A 15,756-nucleotide genomic window follows, 5' to 3' on the forward strand; every position below is an offset into this window, starting at 1 on the left:
TAGAGGATCGCGTCCAGCAGGCTCCGCAGGTCATGGTCGGGCGGTCTGCCGATGTCCAGGCCGCGGCCACGGCGCTCGGCCCGCCATGCGGTCAGCACTGGCTCGACCAGGGACCACCGGGCATCGGACAAGTCGCTCGGGTACCGGCGTCGTTCGGGCATGATTTGGAGGTACCCGCCCAGGCCCGGCGCGCTCACCAGCGCCCGAAGCACACGGCACACAACCGGCGCCTGGGGATGAAACAGGAGGATGACGGACAAGACCACGGCCTTGTCATCCCTCCAGCATCGCCGACCCCTTGAGTATCAGTGGCCCCATCCGGTCCGAGGAAAAAAGCACCCGAAAATCCACCAGAAGCGGCGTAAACGCCCTCTGAGAGGGCGTTTCACCCGTAGTCGGGATGGTTCATCCTGATTTTCGGGGAGCCTGGGCTGCTGGCATTCGGTGACGCTTGGGGTTCTGGTGGCAGGAGCGTCGCCGGTGCGCCTATGCCCGCCGGAACTGTGCGGCTGCTCCTGTCTCGTTCCAGGAAGCCGAGCCCGTCCGCTTCTGTCCCCCTGAGTGCCGCGAGTCCTGGGCAGCGGGGCAATCCCGCAGCATGCCGTTGTCATGACGGATCGTCGACCGCATCCGAGCGACCTGTCCGACGCCCGCTGGGCCCTGGTCGAACCCACCCCCACCTCTTGGCGCCGGGCCCGCACCGAGCGGGCCCTCGCGTTCGGCCGGCCTCCCGAGCACGAACTGCGCGACCTGCTGGACGCGATCCTCTACGTGGATCGCACCGGCATCCCCTGGCGCTACCTCCCGCACGACTACCCGCCGTGGGAGACCGTCTACGCCTCCTTCGCCCGATGGCAGAAGGAGGGGGTGTTCGAGCAGCTCAACGGGCTACTGCGGCACCTGGTCCGCACCGCCGAAGGCCGCGACCCGGAGCCGACGGCCTGCATCATCGACTCCCAGAGCGTGAAGACCTCCACGAACGTCCCCACCTCCTCGCAGGGCGTCGACGTCGGCAAGAAGATCGCGGCAGGAAGCGCAACATCGTCACCGACACGATCGGTCTGCTGTTGATGGTCCTGGTCACCGCCGCGAGCGTGCCCGACGGCGCCGCCAGCCGACAACTGCTGACCGCGCTCGCCACCGAGCACCCCGCCGTCCGCAAGGCCTGGACTGACATGGGCTACAAGAACGCCGTCGTCGAACACGGCGCCATCCTCGGCATCGACGTCGAGATCGTCCGCCGCGACCCCGCGACCAGGGGATTCGTCGTCCAACCTCGCCGATGGGTCGTCGAACGCACCTTCGGCTGGCTCATGCGCCACCGCCGTCTCGCCCGCGACTACGAAGCCCTCCCGGCCCGCTCCGAAGCCATGGTCCACATCGCGATGATCAACCTCATGACCCGTCGACTCACCGGCGAGAACACCCCCACCTGGCGCGGAACATGAGCTCCGAACACAAGGATGAAACACCCAGTAACTTGATCTTTAAGCAATGACCTCGAATTGGCTGCCGGACTTGATCGCTTCTATCGGTAACTGCCTTACCCGGAGGCGGCCTTCGCCTGATCCTGTGCTCCGACCAAGGAACACACAAAACCAGAACGAAGGCCGTGGGCATGAGTGTGCTGCACGAGGGCGCCCACCCGGACGGGTTCGCCGAACTGTCACGCTTCCGAGGTGAGTTCTACGCCTGTTTGACCCGGCGCGGGGATGCGATGTTCGAGCCGGCCGACGCGGTGCTGTGCGCTGACGGGCCCGTCAGGTCGGTGGTCGAAGTCTCGCTGGTCGGCGAACACCGTCGCGGCCACGGAGGTCTCCACGACGCCCTGGCCCGCGGTCGCCTCGATGCCGACCGGATGCGGCAGGCGGTCGCGGCGGTGCCGCTGCCCCGGGCCGCCGACGGCCGACTGGTCCTGGCGGTGGACATCACGTGCTGGCTGCGGCCGGACGCCCACACTTCACCGCAGCGGATCCTCTGCCACACCTACGGCCGCGGAAAAGACCAGCACATCCCCGTCCCGGGCTGGCCCTACTCGGTCGTCACCGCCCTCGAGCCCGGCCGCAGCTCATGGACCGCACCGCTGGACGCGCTGAGACTGGCGCCTGGCGACGACGCCGCCACCGCACAGCAACTGCGCGAGCTCGTCCACCGCCTGATCGCCGCCGGCCAGTGGCGGCCGGGAGACCCGGAGATACTCGTCGTCGCGGACGCCGGCTACGACGCCCCGCGCCTGGCCTTCCTCCTGAGGGACCTGCCCGTGCAGGTGTTGGCCAGGATGCGTTCGGACCGTGTCCTGCGCCGAACATGCCCGCCCCGGCTTCCCGGCACCAGGGGGCGTCCGCCCCGCCACGGCGGCGAGTTCGTCTTCGGCGACCCGGCCACCTGGGGCACACCCGACACCGACACCGACACCCGGCTCTACGGCACCGCGAGAGCACGCTCCTGGGACCGGTTGCACCCGCGGCTGACCCACCGCTCCTCCTGGGCCGCCCAGGACGGCACTCTGCCGGTGATCGAAGGCACCGTGACCCGCCTGGAGGTCGGCCACCTGCCCAGCGGCGCCACCCCCAAGCCGGTCTGGCTTTGGTGGTCCGGCAGCGACACCGCCCCTGCCGACACCGACCGCCTCTGGCAGGCATTCCTCCGCCGCTTCGACATCGAGCACACCTTCCGGCTCTTCAAGCAGACCCTGGGCTGGACCTGTCCGGAGATCCGCACCCCCGAAGCGGCCGATCGTTGGACCTGGCTGATCCCGGCCGCCTACACCCAACTCCGGCTCGCCCGCCCGCCCGCGGCCGACCTCCGCCGCCCACGGGAGCAACCCTCGCCGCCCGAACGCCTGACCCCGGCCCGCGTCCGACGCGGATTCCGAAACCTCCGTCCGAAGGCCGCCTGCCCAGCTGGCGCACCAAAACCCAGCCCCCCCCCCGGCCCAGGCCGACCTCCCGGCCGCAAGAACACCCACCCCATACCACGCCACGAGGTCCACACTGCCGGAAAGACCGGTCCCACGAAGCCGTCAGCGAAGAAGAAACCCGAGGTCAGCAACCCTCGCCCACGCCGCACAGGTTAAAGATCAAGCTAGGGGCTGTCCCGTAAGGCCTCCATCGTGCTGGTTGCCGGGCGGCGAAGGGGAATCCGGCATGGCCCGTTTCAACCTGTCCGGGTTGCTGTCTGGTTCGGACTGACCTGCTGACACACTTCAGGGTGTCATGGCGGGCGCGACCTCAGGCGGCCCCGGGTCCGGCACGCTCGTGAGGAACACGGCCGGGTGCCCGGTCAGCCGGTACCCTCAGGGCCGCGGCGAGAACCGCCGCACCACGTCGGCCTCGCCGTCGGCCAGCCAGGACCTGCCGCTTGGGTCGGGCACCAGTGCTGTCAGCGCCTGCGCTCCCGGCACCGGCCAGAGGGTGATACGCCCGGTCGCCGAAACGCGCCCCGCCCTGGTGTCGGTGGTGAACCACACTGCCCCGTCGAGGCCCGCGATCACGCAGCTGGGATGTCCAGCCCGCTCCACCGGGAAGGACGAGAGCCGCCCGTCCACGGTGATACGCCCGGTGCCGCCTCGCTGGGTGAATCAGAGTGCCCCGTCCGGACCGGCCGTGATGTGCTGCGGGACGGCGGCCGGCGGGAGGGGCCAACTCGTATGGGCCTCGGTGGCGTCGACGCGACCGATTCGGTCGGAATCGCCGCTCCGGTCGGGGCTAGGCGCCCGACCAGTTCGCCGGTGGCGCACCAGACCGTGCCGTCCGTGGCCCGGGTGATGCTGTGAACCATTGCCCGCGCTGGCAGAGACGCGGCGCCGGGTGACGGTCCCGTCCGGGTCGATCCTGGCCACACCGCAGTCCTCCCCCTCCGCCACCCAGAGTGTTCCGTCGGGTGCGGGGGCCGGCCCCCGGGCACCGGCGTTGCCGGGCAGCCCGACGACCCGGTCCCCGGCACCCCGCTCCGGGGAAGCGGCCGGGACACCGGTGAGCGGACCGTCGCCGACCGGGCCGCCCTCGTCCCGGCGCACCGCCACGGGCAGTACCAGCACCAGCAGGGCGAGGGAGGCGGCGGCCCGCCACCGGAGCCGAGGCGCTCGTCCGGCCGGCCGATGACCGCCAACCGGCGCGTCACCGTCCCGTGCCCTCCCACGATCGGCCTCACGGGGTGCACCGCAGGTCCGACGGGACCCCGGTTCCCAGGTACTGCCGCCACAGGGCGGGGGTCAGTTCCCGTCCCGCTGTGCCGCACGCCGCGGCGATCCACGAGGAGGGGTCGAGCCGCCAGCCGATCAGCCGGCCCGGCCCGGCCACCGTGTCGTCCTTCGACCAGCGGAACTCGACCGCCGCGACCAGCCGCGAACCGTCCGCCGAGACGGCCAGGCCGACGGAGTTGGCCTTGTCCACCGGGGGGACGGCCAGCGAGCCGAGCAGATCACCGGACGGCCGGTCGAAGAGCCGGACGACGTTCCCGTCGGCCGGTCTGGCTGCGATCAGCCCGCTCCCGACGACCGGGCCGACCGCCGTCCCGGGCGTGCCCTTGAGCGTCTGCGACCGCTTGGCGCCGTCCGTCGACCACACCTCCAGGTCGCCGCCCTTCCGTTGGACGAGCAGCTGGTCCCCCGCGTAGGCGACACCGCTGGCTTCCGTCCCGTCGATCACCCGGTACCCGCCGGTGGAGGCGTCGATGACCCGGATCTCGGTGCGGTGCTGTTGGCCGACGTCGTACTCGATGACGGCGGCGTGGCCGGCCGACCGGTCCAGCGCCGCCTGGTCCTGGCCCCTGGGCCGGGTGCCGTTCACGGTCGGCGCCATGTCGTGCGGTCCGTCCACCTCGCGCAGCACCCGGCCGGTGGCCGGTTCCCGGATGCGGATCGTGCCGGAGCTGTCCAACTGGGCCACTTCCCGGCCGCCCGGCAGGAAGCGGAGCACCACCGGGGTGTCCCGCAGTTGGAGCGGATCGGGCAGCGGCGGCCAACTGCCGATCGGCTCCAGCCCCTTTCGGGGATCGAGGATCAGGGCGCTGCCGTCGGAGGAGGCCACGATGACCCGGGTACCGTCGTCGCTCCATGTCAGGGCCCCGTACTCCGAGTCCAGCGACAGGCCCTGCGCATCCGGCTGGGCCGGGTCCGCCGGATCGAGGCTGCGCAGGTCGAGGCGGTCTCCGTTGCCGCTTAGGACCGCCGCCCGCCTGCCGTCGGGGGAGAGCGCGAGGCGCGGCTCGGGGCACGCGTTGCACGAGCTGCCGACCGCTGCGGTGGTCTCGGAGGCGATCCGGGACTGCCGTCCGAGGTCCCACAGGGTCAGCACGTCACCGGCCGCCGAGACCAGTCTGCTGCCGGCCGGGTCGAGGAACGCCACACCGTGCTGCACCACGGCCCCGGCCCCGGTCAGTTCGACGGGATCGGACGCGGGCTGGTCGGGGGTGTCGGTCCGGGCGACGTAGAGGCTGGTGCCGAGGGCGGCGGCGGCCCGGATCCCGTGGCGGCTGAGTGCCAGGGCGGTCGGCCTGCCTTCCGGCAGACGGGCCGTCAGGCGCGGCCGGTCGATGTCCGGGGTGCCGTCGGCCGGCCAGAGCGGCAGGGAGGGGGCGCTGTTGGTGTAGGTGAAGAGGCTGCCGTCCGGAGCGAGTGCGGACCCGAAGTCGTGGGTCCCGAAGCCCAGGGTGCTCCCGGCGGATCGGATCGGGCCGGGCAGGGTGAGCTCGGCCCAGGTGCCGTACCCGTCGCCGTCGAACAGCACCACGTGCTCGTCGTCGGAGAAGGCGACCGCGTCCGGGTTTCCCGGCATGTCCGTGAGATCGAGGTGGTCGGTGCTGCCCGTGTTCCGGTCCAGCACCCACGCCGTGGGCGGCACGTCGAACGAACGGCTGGTCGTCGACACCACGACGAAGCGCCCGGACGGGGAGACCCCGACCGCCGCGGGCTGCAGCCCGGGCCCGACCACCGGGCCGGCCACCGGAGCGGTCCCCCTCCAGACCCCGACCGCGTCCTCACCGATCGCGGCGACCACGTCGCCCGTCGAATCCGTCGCCACGGCGGTGACCGGTACGGGAATCCGGCCGACCTGCTCGCGCCGGCCCGCCGTCGTCCCGTCGACCGGCCACCGCTCCACCACGCCGTTCTGCGTGCCCGCCAGCACGGCGACGCCGGCCGCCGAGGCCGCCAGCGCCGAGACGGGCCCGCTGGCCTGGACGCCGCCGACCAGGTGCGGGCTGGCCGTGACGGCGCGGAACAGCGCCTGACGGGTCAACGGATCGGCGTGCTGCTGGTAGGCGCGCACCGCGAACAGTTCGGCGAGTCCGACGTCGCCGGCGACCAGGCTCTGTGACAGCTCGGCGAGCCGGTGGGCGGCCTCCAGCCTGCTCTGCGCCTCGCTGCTGCGGTACTGCACCGCCAAGCCGGTCCCGCCGGCGGCCAGGACCAGCAGCAGGGCGACGAGCAGCCGACCGACGCGGAACTGCCGGGCGTACCGGTCGGCTTGCTTCAGTGTCTCCGCGAACCGGACGTCACCCTGCTCCGGCGCGTGGGCGATGTCCGGACGGTTCGCCTCGGGCGCCACCAGGCGCAGCCCCTTGCGGCGGGCGACCAGCAGTTTCGCCTCCATGCCGCTGACCTTGAGCAGGCCCTCGCCGTCACTGAGCGCGCCGGTCACGGCGGTTCGCGGCCGCAGGCCGTAGAAGACGCTGCGGAGCCGGTCGAGTCGGGGCCGACGGGCACCGAGGGGGCGCAACAGTTCGCGCAGGCCGATCGCGAACGCCGCTCCCAGCGACGGCCCCTCGATCCGGGCCGGTGGCAGCGGATCGTCGGACAGCACGATCCGCCACAGCACGCACCGACCCTCCCGCCCGGGGCCGGCCGCCTGCCAGGCACGGCCCACGGCCGCGGCGAACTGCCCGTTCGTGCTGTGCGTCCCGCCCGTTGCCCGCGGGTCGGGATACAGACCGGTCGGGCCGGCCGGGAACTCGACCAGTTCCAGGATCCCGCTGACCCCCGCCGTCGCGGCGGCTGCGCCGCCGTCGGCGGACTGGCCGAAGACCACCGGGACCCGGACCACCGGCCGTTCGCGCTCCTGCGCGCCCGCCATCAGCAGCGCGGCGATGACCAGGACGTTCCCGGCGCCGGTCAGTTCGGGGCCGGCCGGGCCGGTGCCGGGGCCCAGCAAGGCGATCCGTTCCCGGACGGCGTCGAGCCTGGCGTTGACCTCCGGCGGCAGTCCGGCACTCCGGCCGCCGGACGGCTGACCGGGACGGGGCAGCACGTCGGCCGACAGCAGCCCGCTCAGCCGCCAGCCGTCCCTGAGCCGGATCAGGTCCTCGTCGTGGGCCGCCGCCCGGCCGCCCGGCGCCGACAGGGCGCGGCCCAGCAGGTGGACCTGCCGGGCCGCCGGTACCGGGGCGTCCGCCCGGCCCGGTGCCGTCGCATCGAGCCAGGCGGCGAGTTCGCCGGCCCGGTCCCCGGCGAACCAGCCGGGGTCGGAGCGCACCGCCTCCGCGCAGCACCTCCACCACAGCCGCCGCTCGCCGAGCAGTTCCCGGACGGCCGCCTGCGGGCTGTCCGCCCGCCCCAGGACGGCTTCGAGCGCGGCACGTTCCGGGAACGGACCGGCTCCTCCGCGGGCCGTCACCGCAGGGCGCCGTCGATCACGTCACGCAGACCGCCGCCGACCCGCTCGCGCACCTGCCGCCAGGCCGCACGGGTGGCCTCGTTGCGGGCCGCCGCGATCGAGGCCGCCACCGCGTCCGGGTCCCAGTCGGCCTCCGGTTCCACGGGGACCGCGACCGAGGCACTCCAGACGCTGCCGGGGCCGAAGCCCGGCAGTGCGACGTACGAGGCCGACGGCCCCACCGTCGCGCGGGCCACCGGCACGAACAGTTCCACGGCTCGCCCGTCCGGCCCGGTGTAGCGCACGGCGCACACCAGCGGCAGGACGTGGGCGTCGCCGCGCACGACCAACTCCAGGCTGTACGAGGACTCGTCGGCGCTCGTGCTGCGCAGCAGGAAGCCGACTCCGTCGTCGGGCGAGCCGGTCTCCAGCACCACCGCGTCGCCCCCGGCGGCGGTGAGGGCACCGCCCGGGGCGAGGACGGGCAGTTCGAACCACCCCGGCGCCGGTCGCGGTGCCGGGTGCCCCCGCGCGGCCTCCTGGGCCTCGGACCGCCCGGGTCCAGCGGCTGCCGGTACGCCCGGCACCGCGGCTGCGGTCGGCCCGAGCGGCAGGTCCGAGCCGACGAAGGAGGCCCAGATCCGCCGCCCCAGCGGGTGTCCGGACCGGCTGCGGGCCGTCGGTCGAAACGCGCCGTCGGACCGGACGGCCAGGAGGGACCGCCAAGAGCGCCTGGAGAGCGAGCCCGGATTCACTGCGCCGCCTCCTCGGGAACCGGCGGGACCGCCGGGCTCCCGGGGCCCGGCTCCGGCCGGCTCGGGGGCACGACCGGCACCGGGCCGCCAGGGGCCTGCCGGAGTGCGTGGTCGGCGGTGGCGGACCGGCCCAGTTGGGCGAGCAGTGCGGGAGCGGACGCGCCCACGGCCACGGCCGCGTAGGTGCCGCTCACCTCGGTGTGCAGCAACCAGCCCGCCATACCGCCGAGCAGGATCCGGAACAGCGCGGCCAGTCCGTCCGCCGGTGGATCCAGGAACACCCCCAGCGGCGGCAATGCCTCCCCGGCCGCCCGCGCGACGTGCCGTGCCTGCTGCCAGGCGCGTAACCGCCCGAAGGTGACGACCGCCTCGGCGATCAGGCCGCCTGCGGCACCGCACGCCGCAGCCTCGGTCCAGGTCATCATCCTGCCCCGCCCTTCCCCGCCCCGGCGTACCGCCGGCTGCTGAACGCCCATGCCGAGTAAAGGACTTCATCATGCACGCAGGAGCCCGGTCCTGTTCGGCCAACGGCCGAACGCACCGTCGGGGCGGAGCGGAAGGGGGCGCGGAATGGCGGGACGTCGGCCGGCGTGGCTCCCGAGAACCGGATCACTCGACCAGCATCGCGGTGATGACTTCGGAGATCCGGGTGGGCACGGCAGCGGCCCGTCCTGCGCGGACCGCGGGCCGCCCGATGCCGGCGCGCGGCGGGGAGGATCCGCCGCGCGCCGGCGGTGGTCCGGGCGGGTGGGCGCCGGACCGGGGGCGGGTCAGCTGACGGTGACCTCGCCGAGTTGCAGGTAGTGGTCGCCGAACTGGTCGGGGCTCAGCCGGGTGGCGACGATCCGGACGTACCGGGCCGTGGCCGGGGTGAAGGTGAAGGTCTGGCCCGCGGCGCCCGGGCGGGGCTGACCGGTCCGGGACGCGACGGTGGTCCAGGCCGCGTTGTCGGCGGAGACCTGCACGGTGTAGTCGACCGGGAACCCGAGCCCGGTGTTCGCGCCGTCGGTGCGGGGGACGAGTTGCACCTGACTGATCACGTTGGCGCTCTGCAGGTCGACGGCGAGCCACTCGTTGGCCGTGGCGGTCGGGGACTTGGCGCTGGTCCAGCCCATCGAGTAACCGAGCGCGGAGTTCAGTACGCCGTCGGTCGCGGCGGCGCGCCGCCACCCGGAGGACTCCAGGCTGCTGGAGGACTGGACCGGACGGTTGACGGCGAGGTCGCCGCCGGCGGTCTCGATCTCGGCCAGTTGCATGTGGTAGTTGCCGTGCGGGTCGGTGCGCAGCCTGGTGCCGGTCACCCTGACGTAGCGCACGTCCGTGGCCGGGAAGGCGAAGGGCTGCGCGGAGGCGTCGGGCCTGGGGTAGTCCTTGCGGTCGGCGACGGTGGTCCAGGTGACGTCGTCGGCGGAGACCTGGACGGTGAAGTCGACCGGGAAGCCCAGGCCGGTGTTCGCGCCGTCGGCCCGCGGGTGGAGGTCCACCCGTCCGATCCGCCGGACGGCGCCGAGGTCCACCGACACCCACTCGCTGTGGTCGGCGGTCAGGTTGTCGATGCTGCTCCAGCCCGTGCTGCCGTCCGGCAGGCCGCGGCGCCCGTCGGTGACGGCCGCCAGGCCCCAGCCGTCCGCCTCGTAGCTGGACGACGCCGTGGCGGCGGCGCCCGCGGCCGCGTCGGTGCCCGGGTCGAGCCGGACGTTGTCGAAGCGGGCGGCGGCGTCCCCGGTGACGAGCCCGATGTTGCCGGCCGGGTAGCCCGGGTCGTCGAGGGTGATCAGCGGGGTCGTCCCGGCGAAGACCTTCAGGGCGCTGCCGCGGGTGACCACCCGGAGGGTGACCGTCTGGCCGGGGGTGTACCCGGGCACCTTCGCGGTGGCGAGGGAGGTGCCGCTGCGGTAGACGAACACCTCGCCGTTGTTGCGCAGGGCCACGAGGTAGCCGGTCTGGACGTCGGTGGGGTTCTGGCTGTGGACCGTCAGTCCGGCCCAGTTGCTGTTCCCCCCGGTGGGGTTGACCCCGGTGATCCGGACGTCGACGGAGGCCGAGACGTCCCCGTACGCGCGGCCCGCCACCGCGGACACCGTCTCCCAACTGCTCAGCGGGTCGCTCTGGACGTAGCCGCCGTCGGTGACGGACCAGTTGCCCTTGGTGTGGCGCCACTGGCCGTCGTCGCCGGCGGAGAAGTCGTCGGAGAACGGGAAGGCGGCGTCGGGGCCGCCGGAGGTGAGGGCCTCCAGGATCTGCCGGTGGCGGTGGTCGGTCTCGACGCCGGAGGTCGAGAACTCGGTGGTGCTGGTGATCAGCGAGCCGATCAGTGCCCGGGTGAGCACCGGCTTGACGGCGGCGAGTCGGTGCAGCAGTTCGAAGTCCTGGGCGCCGGCCAGCAGGGCTTCGCTGCGCACGCTGTCGTAGAGCTCGTACTTCGGGTTCGCGGGGGTGCCCGCGTTCGGGCGGACCAGGTAGCGGTCGCCGTTCTGCCAGCCGTCCTTGGTGTCGTAGGCCGGGTGGGAGGGGCTGTCGTCGGACCAGATGTTCCAGCCCCAGTGCAGGAAGCCGTCGCCCTCGGCGGCGGCCACCATCCACGGCGTCAGGCGCGAGTCCGCGACGGGGTAGCTGATGAAGCGGTTGACGTGGCGGTCCCGGGGGTCGTTGCAGTAGTAGAGCCAGAGGTCCTTCCCCGCCAGGCGCAGGCTCTGGTAGTAGCCGGCGTTCTGGTCGTAGTTGGGGCCGTCGAGCTTGGGCGTTACCGTGCCGAGGGCGCTGTCGACGGCGCTGACCGGCTGGACGTGGGCCTCGTTGGTCAGGCCCTGCGGGAACTTGGCGCGGTACTGCTGGTAGAGCCAGGGCGAGGTGACGCTCTGCACGGGCAGCGACGTCCCGGCGGGCTCGTCGACCGCGCTCATGTAGAAGGCGTCGCTCCAGCGCCGGCCCGGGGCGCAGGCCGGGACGGGACCGGGGTCCAGGCACTTGGTGTCGAGGTGGGCCTTGAGCGCGCCGAACACCTTGTCCAGGTACACGGCGGCCGTGCTGCGGCCCTGCGGGGTGTCGACCGGCAGGTAGTCCTTGCGGACGCCGCCCCGGCCGTCGGAGACCAGCGCCTCCAGCCTGCTGCCGCCCTCCTCGATCAGGGTCGGGGTGTAGATGTACTGCAGTGCGCCCGCGTTCTGGAAGGTCTGGACGAAGCGGTCGAAGTCGCCCCACTGGAAGGTGTACTGGCCGTTGCCGTCCAGCTTGGTGTCGCGGAGCGCGAGGGCCTGGAAGTCCGCGTAGATGACGTTGTTGCGGTGCTTGGCGTGGTCGGCGGCGAAGCTCTCGATCACCTTCCACCAGTTCTCCTCGTACGGCTGGACACCGTACTGCCCCGGGATGGAGGCCGCGGTCCAGTCGTAGTCCCAACCGACCGAGGTGAACCAGTTGTTCATCCGGAACGTCGACCGGTTGGTCGGCGGCAGCTCGGTGTCGTAGACCGTCACGGCCACCGGGACGTCCACCGCGCCGTCCGCGCTCTGCACGGTGGCCTTGCCGGTGTAGGTGCCGGGTGCCTGGCCGGCGGGCACCGCGACGCTGTAGTAGTACGGCTGGGTGGTGTTGGGCGCGAGCGCGTAGGGCTCGTTCCCGACCAGCGCGTCGTAGTAACTCGTCCCGCCGTCCGGCGGTTCCTGGTGACCGTCGGACGGGCCCGACTGGACGACCTTGTCGATCCTCGGGTGGTTGTACTCCCGGTCCACGGTGATCCGCGAAGCCGGGATGGTCGCACCACCAGGACCGGTGAGGTCCCCGGCCGCCACCCGCAGGCCACTCAGGGCGCTGCCGGAGCGGACGGCGATCTGAGCGGCCTGGGTCTCGTTGCGGGCCGCGGCCAAGTCGACCGTCCGACCCGGGCGGGAGGGGGTGACGGAGGACGAGAAGACGTGGTCGTAGCCGCTCTCCACCCAGACCGACGGGGGTGCCGCGGCGACGGCCGCCGGGCCCGGTGCCAACGGAGCCAGCAGGAGTCCCAGCAGAGAGGGTATGACCACTCTCGTGCGCACTGCTCGCACAATGCCTCTTTCCGGAATCGATGTGGTCTTCGGATGACGAAGCTGGGTGCAGGATAGTCAGAACACGTAGGAATCCCGTCATCCGGTCCCACGGAGTGGCGGGGGACGCGGCGGAACGCGCGTGGGGCTCGTAACGGGGCTGCGGCGCAGCCCGGTTGAGGCGGCGTCAGCAGATGCGGCCGCGGGCGGGTGGACGAAGGCGTGGTCAGGGCCGAAGCGCCGTTCCCGCCGGATGGCGAGTCGTTCGCACCGGTGGAGTCGCACGAAGGTCCGCTCGACGGCGTGGCGGGGTCCGCGGAAGCCGTCGACGTCACGTTCTCCCTCTCGGGAGACGGCCGGCAGGACCCGGGGTTCGCGCGGTTCCCGGCAGTTTTCGGTGGGCGTGCGCAACGCGGTCCGGCCCGGGCCGTCTTGCGATCAGCGCGGCGGCTGCCGCTTCTGCCGTGCCAACTCCTTCGTCACGCCCCTGGTACCGGCCCCGAGCACCATGAGCGGGACGCGCGTCCACTCCGCCACCGTCGACGAGACGCCGAGGAGCAGGAGGCCGCCGAAGAGGGCGAGGCCGCAGACGGCCCGCCCTGTCGCAAGGATCAAGTCCCGCACGGGTGGAACCGTACGAGCACACAATTCAGGCGACCGGTGGCTTCCTCTGCGACTCGCGCCCGTGACCAGGCCCGTTCACGTGGCCGGTCACGGACCCCGCCGGCCCGCGGCGCCGCGACCAACGCACGGAACTTCGCCGACCGGTGGTTCCGGCACCGGCGATGTCCTGTCCGACCTGAAGGAGGCGACCGCCATCGCGCCCGCGGGCAAGGAGGTGGACTGCGGCCAGCACCTGGAGCAAGGCGCGGATCGGGGCCGGCCGGAGGGCTGCGGCTGCGCTGTTGTCCGGCGCTGCAGCGGATCCGGTGCCGTACCCGTCTGCAAGCCCGACCTGGCCGCTGCCCGGCGCGGCTCGAATCGGCCGGTGCAACGCGGTTGCCGGTGCCGGGCGCTCCGGGCGGGCGGCTCGTGGAAGTACGCCTCCTGCTCGGGCGGCGGCGGCCTGTGGCCGCGCCGCCCCGGCGGGGAGGGGTGAGCCACCGGAGGCTGCCCGGTCAGGTGTCCGCGGCGGGGTCCCGCCCGCGGAGCTGCTCGTTGATGCGCAGGGCGTCTTCGAGCTGGTCCTCGAGGATGATGATGCGGCAGGCCGCCTCGATGGGCGTGCCCTGGTCGACGAGGTCGCGGGCGCGCATCGCGATCCGCAGCTGGTAGCGGGAGAAGCGGCGGTGGCCGCCCTCGGAACGCAGTGGGGTGATGACGCCCTGCTCGCCCAGGGCGCGTAGGAAGCCGGCCGTGGTGCCGGTCATCTCGGCGGCGCGGCCCATGGTGTAGGCGGGGTAGTCGTCGTCGAAGGAGTTGACGGGGTCGGGGGTATGGGGGGTATGAGGCCGGTCGGTTGCCGTTGTTGAGGGCGTAGACGGGCAGGTTCTCGGCCACCCAGCGGGCCGCGGCCTCGATGCCGGCCGCGACGTCGCCGCCGCGGGCGGCACTCTCCCGGGTGATCAGCGCGAAGAACCGCTCGGAGTCGGTGTCCCCCTTCACCAGCGACCGGGCCGGCCCGAGACGGGCGTCGAGCCGATCGAGGCCCCCGATCACCCCGTTGTGCGCGAACAACCGCCCGTCCTGCTCGAACGGATGGGTGTTGACGCCCACCAGCCCTCCGGTGGAGGCGAACCGGATGTGCGCCAGGAACGTCGTCGACTCCACCACCGCGGCGTCCTCGGCGAACGCGCGGTCCCGAAACGCCGCCACGGGAGCCTTGTGCACCTGCGGCTCCCCCTCGGCGGTGAAGTAGCCCAGCCCCGTGCCGTCCGGCTCACGACGGCTCTGCGCACTGAGGTTGTCGGGCGCCTCCAGAAGCCAGAACGTCGCGCGGCTACGCCTGGGAGCACTGCTCATCCCGAACAGACGACACATGGAAGTCCACCTCTCCGCCACCACGGCCGGACGCCTCCGGACGGTCCGGCCCGCACCACCCCAGCCGGTCCCGACCCACCGTCCAGGCCGACCGGGCCCGCCGCCCGCGCCGTGCGCACGACCGGTCGCACCGCTCCTGCCCCGACCACGCACCCGCATACCCGGGCAACGACCGACCGCCCCGGGAAACCCGCCCCCGCGCGGCCCGCTCAACCGGCTCGCGGCCGTCGACGACGGCTCCTGCCGCCGGCCCGCGCGAGGCGCGGCCACCGGGGCGGGAAGGGCTCGCCGACGGGCCGGGGCGGAGAACGCCGGGGCGTCCGGCGGCGGCCTCCCGGGCGGAGGCGTTCAGCAGAACCAGCCGTCCTGCACCCAGCCGTGCCGGTTGATGTCGCCGTAGGCGAAGCCGTACGCCCAGCCGCTCTGGACGCGTTCGACCGTGAACGTCTGACCGGTGTACAGGGTGCCCGTCCAGGCGCCGCCCGGCGCGGTGCGGACGTACAGGTCCTGGGCGCAGACGGTCTCGCGGTGCCCGACGGTGCCGTTGGCCGCCGCGGCGGTCCCGGCGGCCGCCGTCGCCGCCGTCACCAGGACACAGGCGCTCGCGGCGACGCGCAGGAGGGTACGGGATACGGTCACGGGGATCTCCTTCATCGGGTACGGGCCAGCGGGACGATCGAGGGAACAGCCGGGCGCGCACCGGGACGTCACCAGGGTCACCAGGGTCACCAGGGTCACCAGGAGCCGTACCCGCCCAGGCACTCGTTGCGAACGTAGCCCCAGTCGCCCTTGCCGAAGTCGAACGTCGCCGCCCAACCGTTGTAGACCGGGTGCACGCCCCTGGTGTGGCCGACCTTGTTGCCGTAACCGAGCACCCGCACCAACCCCACCGGCCCCGACGCGCTGTCGTAGTTGGCGTAGAAACTCGCGCTCTGGCAGACGATGACGGCGTGTTCGGGCGGCACCACCGCCTCACCGGTACCGGCCGGCACGACGACGGCCGCCACGGCGGCCACCCCCGTCAGCGCGCGTACGACGGACATCCGCATGGTCGACTCCTCTGGTCGGCAGAACTGCCTGGCGGGACGGGCGACGTACTACGGCGGTACGGAGACGGACCGGCCGGGCCGGACGGGCCGGACGGGCCGGACCGGACGGACGGGCCGGACCGGACGGACGGGCCGGGCCGGTGCTCGGGAACGGGAGACCAGGATGACGTGTCCAGACCAGAAAAGGGAAGGGGCACCTCCTGCAGGACCCGGCGCGCGGCCCCCGCCGCCGACCCGGCCGAGCCCCGGAGCCCGGAACCGTCCCTCCTCGCCGAGCGGGTGACGGGCGTGACGACCGAACGGCCGTGGTCCACCCGGCCGCCGGGAACCGCGGAGACCCCCCACTTCACGGACTTCACGG

Annotated in this window: 9 protein-coding genes and 3 pseudogenes; 2 read left to right on the forward strand and 10 right to left on the reverse strand. The window is 73.1% G+C overall.

All coding sequences use genetic code 11. The annotated features are described in order from the left end of the window. Positions 1–182, reverse strand: a pseudogene (locus K353_RS36410) (hypothetical protein); the annotation flags it as partial. 427 nt (positions 183–609) lie between these two features. Here K353_RS36410 and K353_RS33100 point away from each other — a divergent pair. Continuing rightward, positions 610–1,448: pseudogene (locus tag K353_RS33100) on the forward strand (IS5 family transposase). Between the two features lie 170 nt (positions 1,449–1,618). Beyond that, complete coding sequence (locus K353_RS33105) at positions 1,619–3,076, forward strand: NF041680 family putative transposase (RefSeq protein WP_111557180.1); 1,458 nt, start codon at positions 1,619–1,621, stop codon at positions 3,074–3,076. 1,072 nt (positions 3,077–4,148) lie between these two features. Here K353_RS33105 and K353_RS33115 read toward each other — a convergent pair. The 9 genes and pseudogenes from K353_RS33115 to K353_RS33155 all read right to left on the reverse strand — a co-directional run bounded on the left by K353_RS33115 (position 4,149) and on the right by K353_RS33155 (position 15,389). Then, positions 4,149–7,613 carry a WD40 repeat domain-containing protein gene (locus K353_RS33115; RefSeq protein ID WP_111557182.1) on the reverse strand — a complete coding sequence of 1,155 codons (3,465 nt, stop codon included), beginning with the start codon at positions 7,611–7,613 and terminating at the stop codon, positions 4,149–4,151. Further along, positions 7,610–8,029: a hypothetical protein gene (locus K353_RS34095; RefSeq protein ID WP_146616646.1), complete on the reverse strand. Its 420-nt coding sequence runs from the start codon at positions 8,027–8,029 to the stop codon at positions 7,610–7,612. Before K353_RS34095 ends, K353_RS33115 begins: the two co-directional genes overlap by 4 nt. A gap of 314 nt (positions 8,030–8,343) precedes the next feature. Continuing rightward, positions 8,344–8,772, reverse strand: a complete 429-nt coding sequence (locus tag K353_RS33125) for a hypothetical protein (protein WP_111557184.1) — start codon at positions 8,770–8,772, stop codon at positions 8,344–8,346. 345 nt (positions 8,773–9,117) lie between these two features. Continuing rightward, a complete protein-coding gene (locus K353_RS33130; protein WP_146616647.1) occupies positions 9,118–12,366 on the reverse strand; it encodes a discoidin domain-containing protein in 3,249 nt (1,082 codons plus the stop codon). Positions 12,367–12,804: 438 nt separating this feature from the next. Further along, positions 12,805–12,990: a hypothetical protein gene (locus K353_RS33140; RefSeq protein ID WP_111557187.1), complete on the reverse strand. Its 186-nt coding sequence runs from the start codon at positions 12,988–12,990 to the stop codon at positions 12,805–12,807. A gap of 494 nt (positions 12,991–13,484) precedes the next feature. Then, positions 13,485–13,754: a MerR family transcriptional regulator gene (locus tag K353_RS36415; RefSeq protein WP_146616648.1), complete on the reverse strand. Its 270-nt coding sequence runs from the start codon at positions 13,752–13,754 to the stop codon at positions 13,485–13,487. A 79-nt stretch (positions 13,755–13,833) separates the two neighbouring features. After that, positions 13,834–14,346 (reverse strand): annotated as a pseudogene (locus K353_RS34105) (class II glutamine amidotransferase); the annotation flags it as partial. A 348-nt stretch (positions 14,347–14,694) separates the two neighbouring features. Continuing rightward, complete coding sequence (locus tag K353_RS33150) at positions 14,695–14,985, reverse strand: hypothetical protein (protein WP_199528324.1); 291 nt, start codon at positions 14,983–14,985, stop codon at positions 14,695–14,697. Positions 14,986–15,080: 95 nt separating this feature from the next. Beyond that, positions 15,081–15,389 carry a hypothetical protein gene (locus K353_RS33155; protein ID WP_199528325.1) on the reverse strand — a complete coding sequence of 103 codons (309 nt, stop codon included), beginning with the start codon at positions 15,387–15,389 and terminating at the stop codon, positions 15,081–15,083. Positions 15,390–15,756: the final 367 nt, after the last annotated feature.

Source organism: Kitasatospora sp. SolWspMP-SS2h, from assembly GCF_003259315.1.
Classification (GTDB): Bacteria; Actinomycetota; Actinomycetes; order Streptomycetales; family Streptomycetaceae; genus Kitasatospora; species Kitasatospora fiedleri.

Excerpts from the sequence above, each read along its gene's own strand:
- K353_RS33105 (WP_111557180.1), top strand. The coding sequence starts at position 1,619 with ATGAGTGTGCTGCACGAGGGCGCCCACCCGGACGGGTTCGCCGAACTG.
- K353_RS33125 (WP_111557184.1), bottom strand. The coding sequence starts at position 8,772 with ATGATGACCTGGACCGAGGCTGCGGCGTGCGGTGCCGCAGGCGGCCTG.
- K353_RS36415 (WP_146616648.1), bottom strand. The coding sequence starts at position 13,754 with ATGGGCCGCGCCGCCGAGATGACCGGCACCACGGCCGGCTTCCTACGC.
- K353_RS33155 (WP_199528325.1), bottom strand. The coding sequence starts at position 15,389 with ATGTCCGTCGTACGCGCGCTGACGGGGGTGGCCGCCGTGGCGGCCGTC.